Origin of the sequence: Mycobacterium gordonae, assembly GCF_001417955.2 — a bacterium.
In the GTDB taxonomy this organism is placed as follows: Bacteria; Actinomycetota; Actinomycetes; order Mycobacteriales; family Mycobacteriaceae; genus Mycobacterium; species Mycobacterium gordonae_B.
Window position 1 is genome coordinate 17,743 of record NZ_LKTM01000352.1, and the last position, 16,113, is coordinate 33,855.

Genomic DNA, 16,113 nt, shown 5'->3' on the forward strand with positions numbered 1-16,113 from the left:
AGCGATTACCCATATGTGCGACCGATTAACCCACCAATTGGAAAAATTGCCCCGGTGATTTTCGGCACACCATCACGCCTGGTCACGCCTCGAGGATCGCTGCCACACCCTGGCCGCCGGCCGCGCAGATCGAGATCAGCGCGCGCACCGGGCCGTTGGTTTCGGCCTTCTTCTGCGCCAGTTGCTTGGCCGTCTGCGCCAGGATGCGTCCGCCCGTCGCGGCGAACGGGTGCCCAGCCGCGAGCGACGATCCGTTGACGTTGAGCTTCGTCCGGTCGATGGAGCCCAGTGCGCCGTCCAGCCCCAGCCGCTCCTTGCAGTAGTCCTCGGACTCCCACGCCTGCAGGTGCGCCAGCACCACCGACGCGAACGCCTCGTGGATCTCGTAGAAATCAAAGTCCTGCAGGCTCAGCCCGTTACGCGCCAGCAGTCGCGGCACCGCATAGGTGGGCGCCATCAACAGGCCGTCGTACCCGTTGACGTAGTCGACGGCGGCGGTCTCGGAATCCACCAGGAAGGCCAGCGGCTGCAGGTTGTGGTCGGCTGCCCACTGCTCGCCGGCCAGCAGCGCCACCGAGGCGCCGTCGGTCAGCGGGGTCGAGTTGCCCGCGGTCATGGTGGCGTCGCCCGCCTTGACCCCGAAAACCGGGCGCAGGGTGGCCAGCTTCTCCGGGCTGGAGTTGGGCCGCAGGTTGTCGTCGCGGTACAGGCCCAGGAATGGCGACACCAGGTCGTCGAAGAATCCGCGGTCGTAGGCGGCGGCCATGTTGCGGTGGCTGGCGGCGGCCAGTTCGTCCTGGTCGACGCGCTTGATCCCCAGCTGCTTGGCGGTGACGGCGGCGTGCTCGCCCATCGACTTGCCGGTGCGCGGCTCGCTGTTGGCGGGAATCTCGATGCCCAGGTTCGCCGGCAGAGTGCCCACCAGCTTCAGCCGCTGCACGTTGGACTTGGATCGCCGCAGCTTGAGCAGGGTGCGGCGCAGGTCGTCACCGAGACCGATCGGCGGGTCGGACGTGGTGTCGACCCCGCCGGCGGCCGCGACCTCGTAGCGCCCGGCGGCGATGCCGTCGGCGGCCGCGATCGCCGCCTGCAGTCCGGTGCCGCACGCCTGCTGGATGTCGAAGGCCGGCGTGTGCGGGTTCAGCTCGGACCCGAGCACGCATTCGCGCATGAGATTGAAATCGCGGCTGTGCTTGAGCACCGCACCACCGACCACTGCGCCCAGCCGCTCGCCCCGCAAGTTGAACCGGTCCACCAGCCCGCTCAGTGCCGCGGTGAACATGTCCTGGTTCGACGCGTCGGCGTAAGCGCCGTCCGAGCGCGCGAAGGGGATGCGGTTGCCGCCGAGTACTGCGACGCGTCGCTTGGTCTGATCACTGGCAGGGGCCACAGTTATCTCCGTCGATCTCCGGTAGTACGGGGGGTTAGTTTTGGGGTATCAGCGCTTCGCAGGCAATACTACCCACTGTTCTTACTCTCAAGTAAGTTCGTACCCCTGACACGGAAGGCAAGCTCAGTGGCACCCAAGGTCTCGCCCGATCTGTTCTCCCAGGTTGTCAATTCCGGCCCCGGATCCTTCCTGGCCAAGCAACTTGGGGTCCCCCAGCCCGAGACGCTGCGCCGTTACAAGCCGGGTGAACCGCCCCTGGCCGGCTCGCTGCTGATCGGCGGGGAAGGCCGTGTCGTCGAGCCGCTACGGGCCGCGCTGGAGTCCGACTACGACCTGGTGGGCAACAACCTCGGCGGACGCTGGGCTGACTCGTTCGGCGGCCTGGTGTTCGACGCCACCGGCATCACCGAGCCCACCGGATTGAAGGCTCTGCACGACTTCTTCACCCCCGTCGTGCGTAACCTCGGTCCCTCGGCGCGGGTCGTCGTGGTGGGCACCACGCCGGAGGCGATCGAGAACCCGCACGAGCGGATTGCGCAACGCGCGCTGGAGGGCTTCACCCGCTCGGTCGGCAAGGAACTGCGCCGCGGCGGCACCTCGGCGCTGGTGTACCTGGCGCCGGACGCCAAGCCCGCCGCGACCGGCCTGGAATCGACGCTGCGCTTCATCCTGTCCGCCAAGTCGGCCTACGTCGGCGGCCAGGTGTTCTACGTCGGCGCGGCCGACTCGACACGGCCCGCCGACTGGGACCGTCCGCTGGACGGCAAGGTGGCCATCGTGACCGGGGCCGCCCGCGGCATCGGGGCCACCATCGCCGAAGTGTTCGCCCGCGACGGTGCCCGCGTGGTCGCGATAGACGTGGAGTCCGCCGCCGAGAAACTGGCCGAGACCGCCAGCAAGGTGGGTGGCACGCCGCTGTGGCTGGATGTCACCGCCGACGACGCGGTGGAGAAGATTTCCGAGCACCTGCGCGACCACCACGGCGGCAAGGCCGACATCCTGGCCAACAACGCCGGGATCACCCGCGACAAGCTGCTGGCCAACATGGACGACGCTCGCTGGGATGCCGTCCTCGCCGTCAATCTGCTGGCCCCGCTGCGCCTCACCGAAGGGTTGGTGGCCAACGGCACCCTCGGCGAGGGCGGGCGGGTGATCGGGCTGTCGTCCATCGCCGGCATCGCGGGCAACCGCGGGCAGACCAACTACGGCACCACCAAGGCCGGCATGATCGGCATCACCCAGGCGCTGGCCCCTCAGCTCGCCGAGAAGGGCATCACGATCAACGCCGTGGCACCGGGCTTCATCGAAACAGAGATGACCGCTGCCATCCCGCTGGCCACCCGCGAGGTGGCCCGCCGGATGAACTCGCTGCTGCAGGGCGGCCAGCCCGTCGACGTCGCCGAGACCATCGCCTACTTCGCCAGCCCGGCGTCGAATGCGGTGACCGGCAACGTGATCCGGGTCTGCGGCCAGGCGATGATCGGGGCCTGACGGTGAATCAACCCAGTGGCCTTCGCAACATGCTGCGGGCGGTGGCCGGGGCGCTGCCCGTGGTGTCCCGATCCGATCATCTGTCCGACCGGACGGTGACCGTCGAGGAAATGCCCATCGACTCCGCGAACGTGGCCGCCTACGCGGCGGTCACCGGGTTGCGGTTCGGCAACAACGTGCCGCTGACGTACCCGTTCGCGCTCACCTTCCCGTCGGTGATGTCGCTGGTGACCGGTTTCGACTTCCCGTTCTCCGCAATGGGTTCGGTGCACACCGAGAACCAGATCACGCAGTACCGCCCGATCGCGGTGACCGACACGGTGGGCGTGAAGGTGCATGCCGAGAACCTGCGCGAGCACCGCAAGGGTCTCCTGGTGGACCTGGTGACAGACGTCAGCGTCGGCAACGAGCCGGCGTGGCACCAGGTGACCACCTTTCTGCACCAGCAGCGCACCAGCCTGTCCGGCGAGCCCAAGCCGCCGCCGCAGAAGCAGCCCAAGCTGCCACCACCCTCGGCGGTGCTGCGGATCACCCCGTCGCAGATCCGCCGCTACGCCGCGGTGGGGGGCGACCACAATCCGATCCACACCAGTTCGGTGGCCGCCAAGCTGTTCGGCTTTCCCACCGTGATCGCTCATGGAATGTTCAGCGCCGCAGCGGTTCTGGCGAACATCGAAGCGCGTTTCCCGGATGCCGTGCAGTACTCGGTGCGATTCGGCAAGCCGGTGCTGCTGCCGGCGACCGCGGGGCTGTACATCGACGAGCGCAATGAGGGCTGGGAGTTGTCCCTGCGGCACATCTCCAAGGGCTACCCGCACCTGACCGGCTCGGTGCGGCCGCTCTGATCACCCGGCCCGCTGGTCCAGACGCAGGGAGCGGCGGCGGATCACGAGCCGGTCGAGCGTGTGCGCGCCGACCGCGGTGACCGCGAACACCAGCAGCATCCAGATCGGCGGCCGGGCCAGTTCCCAGACGAAGATCGCCGCCCAGATCGGTGAACCCTGGGTCACCGCCAGCACGCCGGCCGCGGCGCCCAACGAGATGACCGGCCCGTGCAAGTGGGTTCCGGCAAGCTGATTGAGCGTCAGCACCAGCAGTGTCCCCGCCGCCGCCCCGGTGGCCAGCGACGGCGTGAGCAGTCCACCGGCACCCCCGGCGCGCAGGAACAGCGCCGTCAGCAGCGGCTTGAGCGCCAGGATGACGGCCGCCGATGCCAGGGTCATACCGGAGGCCAGACTGACGGTGAGCACACTCTTTCCGTTGCCGGGCAGCTCCGGCCACCAGTGCGAGCAGATACCGGTCAACAGCCCGGCGCCGGCCAGCGCCGGGACGAGGACCCAGGAGCGGATCAGTATGGCCGGACGGGCCGCCGCGACGATCTTGTTGAAGACCCATCCCACCGCGAAGGCCACCGGCGCCAGCGCCAGCCCGTGCGCGCTCAGCAGATAAGCTGATTCCGCACTGGGCCAATGCAATTCGTTGTGGTCGTGGGTGACCGCCGAGCCGACCGCGACGGCCAGGCTCGAGGTGATCAAGGCAGCGCCCACCGCGCGCAACCGCCAGGTGTTCAGCAGTATCCGCAAGGTGAAGAGCGCACCGGCCATCGGCACCGCGTACACCGCGCCGAGCCCGGCACCGGCCGCGCTGGCCAGCAGAATCTCGCGGTCAGCCGGGGACAGCCGCCGCAGCCATGCGGTGCCGAGATCGCCAAGCACAGAAGCGAATTGGCGCGGCGCGCCTTCGCGTCCCAGCGAGGCCCCGGACCCGACCAGCACGACCTGAAGCACGGCATCGATGCTCCACGCCAGTCGGGGCACCCGTTCGTGCCGGGCGATGGTGCCGGCCAGCGGAGGAACCTCGGCGCGGCGCCGCAGAATCCACCAGCCGGCACCGGCCACTGCGGCGCCGACCATCGGGCCCAGGGCTCGCCGTACCGGACTACTGCCGGTGATCCCGTCCAGCAGCGAGCCGAAAGTGTAGTGGTAGGTGAGGTGTTCGACCGACCGCAGCACCAAAGTGGTGGTCAACCCGGCGAGCCCGGCCAGCAGGCCGACGATGACGACGGCACAGAAGAAGTCGACGTCACGGCGGGGCTTTCGGGACACGCCTGCCGACAATACGGACACCGAAGCGGTTGCGCACCGGGTTGCCGGCGGTCAAAGATGACCCATGTTCGCCCGGGCACGCGCAGTCGTCGGAGTCGTCGCGCTGTGGGCGGTCGCCGCGCCGGTAGCCCGACCAGCCGCTGGTGGATTGCACGGCCCCGGCGCCGGAGCGGTTTCCCGACGACTCGATCGACATGGGCTCTGGCTTCGACTGTTTCGACCCGATCGCCCACACATTGGACATTCAGGGCGAACAACTATCGAATCGGTTGCTGCTCAAGGATGTTCTGCAGGGCCAGGGCTTCGTCAATTATGCCGCCGAGTGGTGGCACTACACCTACCAGCCGGAGCCCTACCCGGGCACCTACTTCGACTTCCCGATCGACCGTTCGTCGCTCGGTTAACCCGTCGCGGAGTTCGGGCCGAGGTCCCGATCGGCCGGCGCGCCCCGCAGCCCTGCCCAGAACAGGTCGATCATCATCTCGGCAGCCGCGTCGACGTCGATGTCACCGGTGCTCAAGCGGCTGGCCACCGCCTCGCCGGCGCCCACCAAAGCCACCGCCATGATCTCGATTTCGGCGTCCGACCGCGGGCTGCGGGTGCCGGCGCGCACCAACCCGGCCACCAGTTCGATGATCTGTTCCCGGCCTTCGCGCACCGTGTGAGCGAACGCCAGGGAGCTGGTGGCCTGGGTGTACATCACAATCCAGGACGCGCGGTTCTCATCGATGTACCGCAGGAACGCAACAATGGTGTTGCGCAACAAGTCTTTTGGACTCTGGGTGAAGTCGATGTCGGCACGCACCGCGTCGATGAACCGGCTCATCTCCCGGTTCAGGCAGGCGCCGAACAGGTCTTCCTTGGATCCGTAGTACAGATAGAGCATCGGCTTGGAGATCTCGGCCGCGGCGGCGATCGTGTCCATCGAGGTCTCGTGGTAGCCGTTGACCGAGAACATCTGCACCGCGGCATCGAGCATCTGCTGCTCGCGGACAGCGCGCGGTAACCGCTTGGTACCACCCGCCCCACTACCTGCCACGCCATCCCCTATCTATCCGAATACAGGGTAAGCACATTCGGCTAGCGGCCACACGTCGCGGTGACGCCCTTCATCGCCGCGACCCGCACCAGTGAGGCATCCACCTGCTGCACCGGCAGATCGCCTGCATTCACGGCCTGCTCGAGCCGGTCCAGTACGGCGGGCACCTCCTTGGTGGTGACCCACAGCGCGATATCGGTGCCGGCCTGCAGCGTTTTCAGGACGGCCTCGGTCACGCCGAACCGGTCGGAGATGGCGGCCATGCTGGAGACGTCGTCGCTGAAGACCGGGCCGCTGAACGGGGGACCGCCGTAGCCGGTCCCGTTGCGCAGCAGGTCTAGCGCGGCTTTGCTCAAGCTGGCCGGGTCGCTGCCGGTCAGCCCCGGTACCTGCATGTGACCGATCATCACCGCCACCGGAATGGCGTTGAGCAACGTCCGGTACGGCACCAGGTCATTAGCGATCAGCTCGGACAGCGGCGGCGTGGTGACCCCGCCGGTGTGCGAATCGCCGGAGCCGTGGCCGTGCCCGGGGAAGTGCTTGAGCACCGGCAGCACCTTCGCGTCCCGCAGGCCCTGTGCGTAGGCGCCGGCGTACTCGGTGACCTTCGCGGGATCCGAGCCGAACGAGCGGTCGCCGATCACGCTGTCGTCGGGCTCGTCGGTGACGTCGACCACCGGGGCGAAGTCGACGGTGATGCCCAGGTCCTTCATCTTGCGGCCGCGGGTCAGGGCCAGATCGTGGACCTGCTGGGCGGTCATCGTCGCCGCCATTTCCTTGGCCGTCGGGCCCCTGCCGTTCAGCAGTGTCCGCAATCGCGACACCCGGCCGCCCTCTTCGTCGACGCCGACCGCCAGCGGCAGCGGTCCGGCCGCGTTGGCGATCTCGCCCAGCGGTCCCGGGAGCATGGACAGGTCGGTGTCGCTGCCGATGAGGATGCCGCCGACGTGGAAGTCGGTGACTACGGCCCTGGCGTCGGCGGCGTCTCGCACACCGACCATCAGCAGCTGGGCCAGCTTGTCACGCAGGTTGGGCATCTTGCCGGGGACGTCGGGCGGATTGGCGCACACCCGCGGGCCGGGTGCCGCGGCCGGGGTGGAGCTGGTGCTGGAGGGGCTTGGACTGCCGGTGGTCGACGACTTCCCGGGCTTGGTGCCGCCGTGGCAGGCGGCGACCAGCACCGATACGGCGGCAAGGACGGCCAGGGTGCGCGAAAAAGCCATCCGGACATGCTGTCACGCGCACTTTGAGGCCGGGTTCGGGGGCGGGTGACAGCATGACCCACCTCGCCGAACGTGATGTGAGGGCGGGTATTCAGGTGAAATCCATCCCACAGAACACGCTCGGTGCGGGCGGCGACGCCTGCGGCGCTTCAGTACGCCGACCGCTGTCCGGCCTCGTTCTGCTAGGTTCGGTGGCATGAACCGGATCGTCGCGCCCGCCGCCGCCAGTGTGGTAGTCGGCCTGTTGCTCGGCGCGGCGGCGATCTTCGGCGTCACCCTGATGGTCCAGCAGGACACGAAGCCGCCACTGCCCGGGGGCGATCCATCGTCATCGGTGCTCAACCGGGTCGAGTACGGCAACCGCAGCTAGCGATCCGACGGTCGAGGTTTCGGCACTGTCGCGTCGCTGGCTGCTGCTGGTCGGAGCCGTATCGCTGGTCCTGTCCTTCCTTCAGTCACCCGGCCAGGTCTCACCCGACACGAAGCTGGACCTGACCGCCAACCCGCTGCGCTTCCTGGCCCGCGCCACCAACCTGTGGAACAGCGAGCTGCCGTTCGGCCAGTCGCAGAATCAGGCCTACGGCTACCTGTTTCCGCACGGCACCTTCTTTCTCGTCGGCCACGCGCTCGGACTGCCCGGCTGGGTCACCCAGCGGCTGTGGTGGGCGCTGCTGTTGACGGTGGGGTTCTGGGGGATGCTGCGGGTCGCCGAGGCGCTGGGCATCGGCAACCCGGCGTCGCGGACGCTCGGCGCGGTCGCGTTCGCGCTGTCGCCGCGGGTGCTGACCACGCTGGGCTCGATCTCCTCGGAAACGCTGCCGATGATGCTCGCGCCCTGGGTGCTGCTGCCGACGATTCTCGCGTTACGGGGCGGCTCCGGGCGCTCGGCGCGCGTGCTGGCCGGCCAGGCAGGCCTGGCGGTCGCGTTGATGGGCGCGGTCAACGCGATCGCGACTGTGGCCGGTTGCCTGCCCGCGGCGATCTGGCTGGCCGCGCACCGGCCGGATAGGCGGTGGCTGCGCTATACGGGGTGGCTGCTGGTGGCGCTGGTGCCGGCGGTGTTGTGGTGGGTGGTGGCGCTGACCCAGTTGCGCGACGTCAGCCCGCCATTCCTGGACTTCATCGAGTCCTCCGGCGTGACGACGCAGTGGTCGTCGCTGGTGGAGCTGTTGCGCGGTACCGACAGCTGGACCCCGTTCGTGGCGCCGACGGCCACGGCCGGTGCCCCACTGGTCACCGGGCCGGTGGCCATCCTGGGCACCTGCCTGGTCGCCGGGGCGGGGTTGGCCGGGCTGACAGGTGCCGCGATGCCGGCCCGGGGCCGGCTGGTGACCATGCTGCTGGTCGGCGTTGTCTTGCTGGCCGTCGGCTACAGCGGTGGGCTGGGCTCCCCGGTGGCGCATCAGGTGCAGGCGTTCCTGGACGCCGGCGGGACTCCGCTGCGCAACGTGCACAAGCTCGGGCCGGTCATCCGGATCCCGCTGGCACTCGGCTTCGCGCACCTGCTGGGCCGCATTCCGTTGCCGGGCAGCGCTCCAAAAGCGGCGTGGCTGGCCGCATTCGCCCATCCGGAACGGGACCGTCGGGTGGCGGTCGGGATCGTCGCGCTGACCGGGCTGCTGGTGAGCACGTCGCTGGCCTGGTCCGCACGCCTGGCCCCGCCGGGCACTTTCAGCGCGCTGCCGGACTACTGGCATGAAGCGGCCGACTGGCTCACCGCGCACCGGGAAGGGCGGGTACTGGTGGTGCCAGGCGCCCCGTTCGCCACCCAGGTGTGGGGCACCAGTCACGACGAGCCGCTGCAGGTGCTCGGCAGCAGCGCGTGGGGCGTGCGCGACTCGATCCCGCTGACACCGCCACAGACCATTCGAGCGCTGGATTCGGTGCAACGCCTGTTCGCGGCCGGGCGGCCGTCCGCCGGCTTGGCTGATTCCCTTGCCCGACAGGGCATTTCGTATGTGGTGGTGCGCAACGATCTGGATCCTGAATCGTCACGGTCGGCCCGGCCGATCCTGGTGCACCGCGCCATTGCGGGGTCGCCGGGGCTGACGAGAGTGGCCGAGTTCGGTGCGCCGGTGGGCCCGGGACTGCTGGCCGGCTTCGTCAGCGACTCCGGGTTGCGGCCGCGGTATCCGGCGGTGCAGATCTACCGGGTCGGTGCGGGCGGCAATCCCGGCGCGCCCTACTTCGCCGACGTTGCGCAGCTGCCGCGCGTCGACGGTGGGCCCGAAGTGTTGCTGCGGCTGGACGAACGGCGCCGGTTGCAGGGGCAGCCACCGCTGGGCCCGGTGCTGATGACCGCAGACGCCCGGGCGGCCGGACTGGGGACGCCGGTAGTCACCGTCACCGACACCCCGCTGGCCCGCGAGACGGACTACGGCCGCGTCGACCTGCACTCGTCGGCGATCCGCGCGCCCGGGGACGCCCGCCACACCTATAACCGGGTGCCCGATTACCCCGTCCCCGGCGCCGACACCGTCTACGGAAGCTGGACCGGGGGCCGTATCACGGTGTCGAGTTCGTCGTCGGATGCCACCGCCCTGCCGGACGTGGCTGCCGCGACGTCGCCCGCGGCGGCGGTCGACGGTGACCCGGCGACGGCCTGGGTGTCCAACGCCCTGCAGGCCGCCGTCGGCCAGTGGCTGCAGGTGGATTTCGACCATCCGGTGACTAAAGCGGTGCTCACGCTGACACCGAGTGCGTCGGCGGTCGGCGCGCAGGTGCGCCGCATCCTCATCGAAACCGCCAACGGCAGTACCACATTGCGGTTCGACGAGTCCGGCAAACCGTTGAGCGCCGCGCTGCCGGTCGGTGAGACGCCCTGGGTGCGGATCACGGCGGCCGGCACCGACGACGGATCGGCCGGGGTGCAGTTCGGGATCACCGATCTGACGGTCACCCAGTACGACGCGTCGGGCTTCGCCCATCCGGTGCAGTTGCGGCACACGGTGTTGGTGCCGGGTCCGCCGGCCGGGGCGAGGATTGCGGGCTGGGACCTGGGGGCCGAACTGCTGGGTCGGCCGGGTTGCGCGGCGGGGCCGAACAGCGTGCGCTGTGCGGCGTCGATGGCTCTGGCCCCCGAGGAGCCGGTCAATCTCAGCCGCACCCTGACGGTGCCGAGCCCGGTGGCGGTGACGCCGGCGGTGTGGGTACGTCCACGGCAGGGGCCCAAACTGGCGGATCTGGTCGCCGAGCCGGACGCCGCGCGGGCCTACGGCGAGTCCGACCTGGTGGAGGTCCTGGGCTCGGCGTATGCGGCCACCGACGGCGATCCGGCTACCGCGTGGACCGCGCCGCAGCGGGTGGTGCAGTACAAGACACCGCCGACGCTGACCCTGCGGCTGCCGCGGGCCACCGAGGTGTCCGGGCTGCGGCTGGCGCCCAGCCGGACCACGCTGCCCGCCCATCCGACGATGGTGGCTGTCGACCTGGGCGACGGACCGCAGGTGCAGGCCGTGGACCCGGCTCGCGACGTGCAGACGCTGCGGTTGCACCCGCGGGTGACCGACACCGTCACGGTGAGCCTGCTCGACTGGCAGGACATCATCGACCGCAACGCGCTGGGCTTCGACCAGCTCAAGCCACCCGGGCTGGCTGAGGTGACGGCGCTGGGCGCCGACGGCAATGCGATCGCGGCCGGTGCGGGCCCTGAGGCCGCGCGCGCCCGGGAGGTTTTCGTCGACTGCGAGCACGGGCCGGTCATCGCGGTGGCCGGCCGGTTCCTGCATACCTCGATCCGGACCACCGCGGGTGCCTTGTTAAACGACGAACCCGTCGCGGCGCAGCCCTGTGAACCGGGCCCGATCGAGCTGCCGGCCGGTCAGCAGGAGCTGTTGATCAGCCCGGGAGCGGCCTTCGTGGTGGACGGCGCCCAGCTGTCGGTTATCCCTGAATCGGCAGGTGCCCCTGCGGTTTCCGCTGATACCGGCGCGTGGGGACCAGCCCGTCGGGAGGTGCGGGCGCCCGCGTCGGCGAGCTCACGGGTGTTGGTGATACCGGAGAGCATCAACCCGGGGTGGGTGGCCCGCACCAGCGGTGGCGCGCGCCTGACACCGGTAGCGGTGAACGGTTGGCAGCAGGGCTGGGTGGTGCCCGCCGGGGACGCCGGCACCATTACGCTGACCTTCGCCGCGAACGCGGTGTACCGCGCCGGACTTGGTGTCGGACTGAGTTTGTTGCCGCTGCTGGCGGTGCTGGCGTTTTGGCGGCGCCGCAACGGTTCTGACGATGACCCCGCCGCGGTGCCGTGGCCGGCGGGAGCGTGGGCCGCGGTGGCGGTGCTGGCAGCGGGGGGCCTGATCGCCGGCGTTGCCGGCGTTCTGGTGGTCGGTGCGTTGCTGGGCGTCCGGTACGTTGCGCCTCCACGGTGGCGCGAGGGGTTGACCGTCGGGCTCAGCGCGAGCGGAATCGTGTTGGCCGGGGCGGCGCTGTCACGCCATCCGTGGCGCTCGGTCGACGGCTATGCCGGCCACTCCGCGAGTGTTCAAGTGCTGGCGTTGATTTCGCTTGCCGCCGTCGCTGTGTCGGTGGTGGGGGTCCCGCGGAGCGGCCGGTCAGAGGCTGCGGGGTCCGATCTGCTCGACTGAGCCGTCGAGCGCCATCAGCCACGTCTCGACGTCGATCCCCGGGTGGCGACGCAATGCCTCCTCGCGGAAGGTGCCGAGAATCCTTTCGTGCGTGGCCGTCTCACGTTCCGGGGTCGAGATCGCATCCGGGCCGTAGGCGATCTGCACCGCGCCACAGTCGCGATGATTGACCACGACCACGCCGTTGATCGAGTGCAGCTCGATGGACGCAGCGAGGTTGTCCCAGAACGTGTTATGCCACGCCTCCCAGTGCTGGGAAACGGCGCCGGCGGCGGCGCCGGCCAGCGCGAACTGGCTGTACCGGTTCACCAAGCCCCGTCCCAGCATGTACTCGTTGGTGGGGTGCACGAAACGAGGATCGATGCACATCAACAACATGGCGTCATAGCTTGCCGGCGGAATGTCCGGCGCCGCCGCCGCACGCGGCACGGCGGTGGCCGCCACTCCCAAACCCGCCAGGGCCAGCATTCGCCGGCGGCCGACAACGCGGTTTAGGAATTCAGCTTTGTGCAATTCTCTGCTCAACTTTCTGGCGCCGGGAGAGCGGACGACACGACGCCGAGGACCATACAGGTGAATCGGGGCGCGATGTGCGAAATTGCTCGTAGTCGCCATGATCCGAGGAGTTGTGGCCATGGACTGGTTTTCGGCACCCGAATACCGGCTGGGCGCATCGGTACTGGAGCGCGGCGTCGCGGCGATCTACCTGGTGGCGTTCGTGGCGGCGGCGCGGCAGTTCCGTCCGCTGATCGGAGAGCGCGGGATGCTGCCGGTGCCGGCGTATCTGGCGAAGCGGTCGTTCTGGCGGGCGCCGAGCATCTTTCACCTGCGCTACTCCGATCGGTCGTTCGCCGGGGTGTCGTGGTTCGGCGCGGCGCTGTCGGCCGCGATGGTCGGCGGTCTGGACCTGGTGCCGCTGTGGGCGGCGATGTTGATGTGGGCGACGCTGTGGGTCCTGTACCTCTCGATCGTCAACGTGGGCCAGACGTGGTACGGGTTCGGCTGGGAGTCCTTGCTGCTGGAGGCCGGGTTCCTGATGATCTTTCTCGGCAACGGGCAGGTGGCACCGCCCGTGCTGACGTTGTGGCTGGTGCGCTGGCTGTTGTTCCGGGTCGAGTTCGGCGCGGGGCTGATCAAGATGCGCGGCGATTCCTGCTGGCGCGATCTGAGCTGTCTTGACTACCACCACGAAACCCAGCCGATGCCGGGCCCGCTGAGCTGGTTCTTCCACCACCTGCCCCGGCCGCTGCATCGAATCGAGGTGGCCGGCAACCACTTTGCGCAACTGGTGGTGCCCTTCGGATTGTTCGCTCCCCAACCCGTCGCCGGGATCGCGGCTGCCGTGATCGTCATCACCCAGCTGTGGCTGGTGGCTTCGGGCAACTTCGCCTGGCTGAACTGGCTGACGATCTTTCTGGCATTCAGCGCCGTCGCCGTCGGCGGCCACGCCTCGACGAATTTGCCGAATCCCCCGTTGTGGTTCGTCGTTCCGGTGATCGTCGTAGCGGTGGTGATGCTGGTGCTCAGTTACTGGCCAGCGCGCAACATGCTCTCACCCGGGCAGCGAATGAACATGTCGTTCAATGCCTTTCACCTGTGCAACACCTACGGCGCGTTCGGCAGTATCAGCCGGATCCGGCAGGAGGTGGTGATCGAGGGCACGTCCGACGCGTCGGTCGGTGACGAGACGGTCTGGCACGAGTACGAATTCAAGGGCAAGCCCACCGCGTTGCGTCGGCTGCCACGGCAGTTCGCGCCATATCACCTCCGGCTGGACTGGCTGATGTGGTTCGCCGCCATCTCGCCGGGCTACGCGCTGGCGTGGATGACGCCGTTCCTGCACCGACTGCTGCGCAACGATCCCGCGACGCTGAAGCTGTTGCGGCGGAACCCGTTTCCGGAATCACCGCCCCGCTACGTGCGCGCTCAGCTCTACAAGTACCGCTTCACCACACCGGCAGAGCTGCGCCGCGACCACGCCTGGTGGCACCGGACCCTGATCGGCAGTTACGTGCCGCCGATCTCTTTGCCAGGCCGGCTAGAAGCCCAGGACCAGTGACCCGTGCGAGAAGTACGGGCCGGCACCAGGTGCCAGGGACGAATAACCGCTGTTCACCAGGGGCTGCAGAAAGGTGTTGAGGTTGTTGACGATTGGCTGCGGTACACCTAACTGCTGCAGCGGCACAAGCATCGGCAGGGTCGGCGCCGGGATCATGTAGGTGGTGATCGTCCCGCCCAGCGAGGTGCCGACGCTGGACAACTCGACCACGTTCGACATCGACGCCAGGGACGATGTGTTGTGGTTGTAGAGCGTCGCGAACAGTGAGTTCACGACCGCCGGAATGTTCCAGGGTCGATCGGGCGGGTTGGCCCAGCCGTCGTACTGGGCGAACACCACGCTGACGTCGTACTGGGTGCTCGGCAGGCCCTGCACCGTGTAGTTCACTATCGGCAACGTGAACCCGTCGGGCAGGTACGTCCGCATCACGCCCAGCTCCGGGCTGCCGAACAGCGCGAACTGCAGGGCGCCGGGCGGGGGTGCGGCAGCCGGATTGGTGGCCAGGTAGGCCAACTCGCGGCTGACGACCAGGGTCCCCTCCGACAGTGCGGCGATACGCACCGGCGAGCCGTTGCCGTTGACGACCGCGTTGATGATCTGGTCGTTGAGTGCACGCTGCCCGAAGGCGACGGCGTCGTTGACGTCGGGAGCTGCCAGACTGCCGCTCAGGATGCCCATGCTCGCCGGGTAGTTGAGGACCTGCGCGAGGCTGCCGGGGAACCAGTTCTGTCCGATGGCGTGGTTGATCAGGTCGTACCCCTGCAGGATCGAGACCGAACCGGGCCCGGGGACGCTGTCGGCGTAAAGCAGTTGGCCGAGGTACGGAAACCGAGTGATGAAATTGGGCAGGTACAGCGGCCCCGCTCCCGGGACGGTGATTCTGGTTGCTGCCGCCGCGTTCGGCATAGCTTGCGTTTGTGTGGCGTTGGCGAGTTCGGTGGCTTGATAGGCATTCGCGGTTGCCGCCAGGCGGAGCATCAGCCGCTCCTGATACTGCGACGTCTGCTTGGCCACGGCCTGATATTCGCGGCCGAACGCGCTGAACAACGTCGCCACGGCGGTGGACACCTCGTCTTCGGCGGCAGCCAGCAACGACGTGGTGGAGTGCGCGGCCGCTGCCCCGGCCGCGGTGACCGTGGAACCCAAAGCGGCCAGATCCCCGGCGGCAGCAGTCAGGAAGTCAGGCGTCGCAATGACATACGACACAGCTGCCTCCTTGCGGGGCCGATTGGGGACGGGGTGGGCGTCAGATTACTCGCAGCGCGCAATTCGCCACCGCGGTTCCGGGAAACTCGGGCCGCGCTCGCGAAGACGAAATCAAACCATTCCGGGACTTTCGCACTTCTTTTACCGCCCTCGTCGGTAATCGGCATTTTCCGGATGCCGACAGCCCGGCGGTCCCGTGGTCACCGCATGACAATTGCGGAATCACGCTGCACGAGCGCAGGGCCGCCCAGCGGTGCCCGGTAGGACCGCTTTCGCACGACGGACATGTCTGCGTGCCCAATCGACGTGCGCTGAACCTAAGGGTCTTCGTCATCGTCGGGTGCGAAGAGTTTTTCCGGGTGGTGGAATGTATTGATCCGCGGTTGGCCGTGGTCCAAGTGGGCGGGCGGTAGCCATTCGGTGTCGCTGTTGGCGTTTTGCGGGTGGTCCAGCCTTTTTCGGCGAGGCGATTATCAATGCCGCAGGCCAGGGTGAGGTCGTGGATGTCGGTGACATAGGTGTTTGTCCAGCCGCTGGCATGGTGCACCTGGGCGTGGTAGCCGGGGACGTCGCAGCCCGGGCGGGTGCAGCCGCCGTCTTTGGCCAGCAGCATCAGTCGCTGGGCGAGGTTGGCAAACCGCTTGGCGTGGAACAGCGCCAGGGGTTTGGCGCCGTCGAAGACCGCGAGATAGTGGTGCGCGGTGGCGGCCCAGCCGATCAGGGTGGGCAGCGGGATGCGGGTGCCGCCGCCGGTGCGGGCCCGCCCGGCCCCGGCCTCGAGGTCCTTCAAACTGGTGGTGACGATGATGCTGACGGGTAGGCCGTTGTGGGTGCCCAGCTCGCCGGTGGCGAACAGTTCGCGGATGGCGGTGATGATGGCGTCGTGGTTGCGTTGGAGTTGGCTGCGGGTGTCGGTGTCTCCGTCGGGGATGCCGGCGCCGGGGGCGGCGAGTTTGGCCCAGGCGGCTTCGAGTAGTGCCCGTAGTTCGGGGGTGATCAGGCCGCTGAGCCGGG

The 16,113-nt window shown here is 68.6% G+C and carries 12 protein-coding genes and 1 pseudogene; 6 read left to right on the forward strand and 7 right to left on the reverse strand.

Annotated elements, in window-relative coordinates:
• Positions 1–82: 82 nt before the first annotated feature.
• Entirely contained in the window at positions 83–1,390 is a 1,308-nt protein-coding gene (locus AO501_RS27345) for an acetyl-CoA C-acetyltransferase (protein WP_055580715.1), read from the reverse strand.
• A 126-nt stretch (positions 1,391–1,516) separates the two neighbouring features.
• On the opposite strand from AO501_RS27345, the gene AO501_RS27350 reads away from it, so the two are divergent.
• Both AO501_RS27350 and AO501_RS27355 read left to right on the forward strand, forming a co-directional pair.
• Positions 1,517–2,881: a 3-oxoacyl-ACP reductase gene (locus tag AO501_RS27350; RefSeq protein WP_055580716.1), complete on the forward strand. Its 1,365-nt coding sequence runs from the start codon at positions 1,517–1,519 to the stop codon at positions 2,879–2,881.
• A gap of 2 nt (positions 2,882–2,883) precedes the next feature.
• Complete coding sequence (locus AO501_RS27355; protein WP_055580717.1) at positions 2,884–3,726, forward strand: MaoC/PaaZ C-terminal domain-containing protein; 843 nt, start codon at positions 2,884–2,886, stop codon at positions 3,724–3,726.
• Here the strand turns inward: AO501_RS27355 and AO501_RS27360 are convergent, their stop codons facing one another.
• A complete protein-coding gene (locus AO501_RS27360) occupies positions 3,727–4,986 on the reverse strand; it encodes a chloride channel protein (protein ID WP_082658871.1) in 1,260 nt (419 codons plus the stop codon). It abuts the gene before it with no gap.
• Positions 4,987–5,129: 143 nt separating this feature from the next.
• Here AO501_RS27360 and AO501_RS27370 point away from each other — a divergent pair, with 143 nt between their 5' ends.
• Positions 5,130–5,390 (forward strand): M15 family metallopeptidase, encoded by a 261-nt coding sequence (locus AO501_RS27370; protein WP_231752621.1) that lies wholly within the window; start codon positions 5,130–5,132, stop codon positions 5,388–5,390.
• On the opposite strand, the gene AO501_RS27375 is transcribed toward AO501_RS27370, so the two are convergent.
• Both AO501_RS27375 and AO501_RS27380 read right to left on the reverse strand, forming a co-directional pair.
• Entirely contained in the window at positions 5,387–5,965 is a 579-nt protein-coding gene (locus tag AO501_RS27375; RefSeq protein ID WP_055580721.1) for a TetR/AcrR family transcriptional regulator, read from the reverse strand. The genes AO501_RS27370 and AO501_RS27375 overlap by 4 nt on opposite strands.
• A gap of 101 nt (positions 5,966–6,066) precedes the next feature.
• Positions 6,067–7,248, reverse strand: coding sequence for a glycoside hydrolase family 3 N-terminal domain-containing protein (locus AO501_RS27380; RefSeq protein WP_055580722.1), 1,182 nt, complete (start codon positions 7,246–7,248; stop codon positions 6,067–6,069).
• Positions 7,249–7,444: 196 nt separating this feature from the next.
• On the opposite strand from AO501_RS27380, the gene AO501_RS36340 reads away from it, so the two are divergent.
• Positions 7,445–7,618, forward strand: coding sequence for a DUF2613 domain-containing protein (locus AO501_RS36340; protein WP_064774890.1), 174 nt, complete (start codon positions 7,445–7,447; stop codon positions 7,616–7,618).
• 25 nt (positions 7,619–7,643) lie between these two features.
• Positions 7,644–11,834, forward strand: coding sequence for a DUF3367 domain-containing protein (locus AO501_RS27385; RefSeq protein WP_055580723.1), 4,191 nt, complete (start codon positions 7,644–7,646; stop codon positions 11,832–11,834).
• Here the strand turns inward: AO501_RS27385 and AO501_RS27390 are convergent.
• The gene (locus tag AO501_RS27390; RefSeq protein ID WP_055580724.1) at positions 11,802–12,347 is read right to left on the reverse strand and encodes a carbonic anhydrase; all 546 of its coding nucleotides are present in this window, start codon (positions 12,345–12,347) and stop codon (positions 11,802–11,804) included. The genes AO501_RS27385 and AO501_RS27390 overlap by 33 nt on opposite strands.
• A gap of 121 nt (positions 12,348–12,468) precedes the next feature.
• On the opposite strand from AO501_RS27390, the gene AO501_RS27395 reads away from it, so the two are divergent.
• The gene (locus AO501_RS27395; protein WP_055580725.1) at positions 12,469–13,893 is read left to right on the forward strand and encodes a lipase maturation factor family protein; all 1,425 of its coding nucleotides are present in this window, start codon (positions 12,469–12,471) and stop codon (positions 13,891–13,893) included.
• On the opposite strand, the gene AO501_RS27400 is transcribed toward AO501_RS27395, so the two are convergent.
• Complete coding sequence (locus tag AO501_RS27400) at positions 13,873–15,099, reverse strand: PE-PPE domain-containing protein (RefSeq protein ID WP_063892931.1); 1,227 nt, start codon at positions 15,097–15,099, stop codon at positions 13,873–13,875. The two genes, AO501_RS27395 and AO501_RS27400, sit on opposite strands and share 21 nt — an antisense overlap.
• 317 nt (positions 15,100–15,416) lie before the next feature.
• Positions 15,417–16,113: pseudogene (locus AO501_RS27405) on the reverse strand (DUF222 domain-containing protein); the annotation flags it as partial.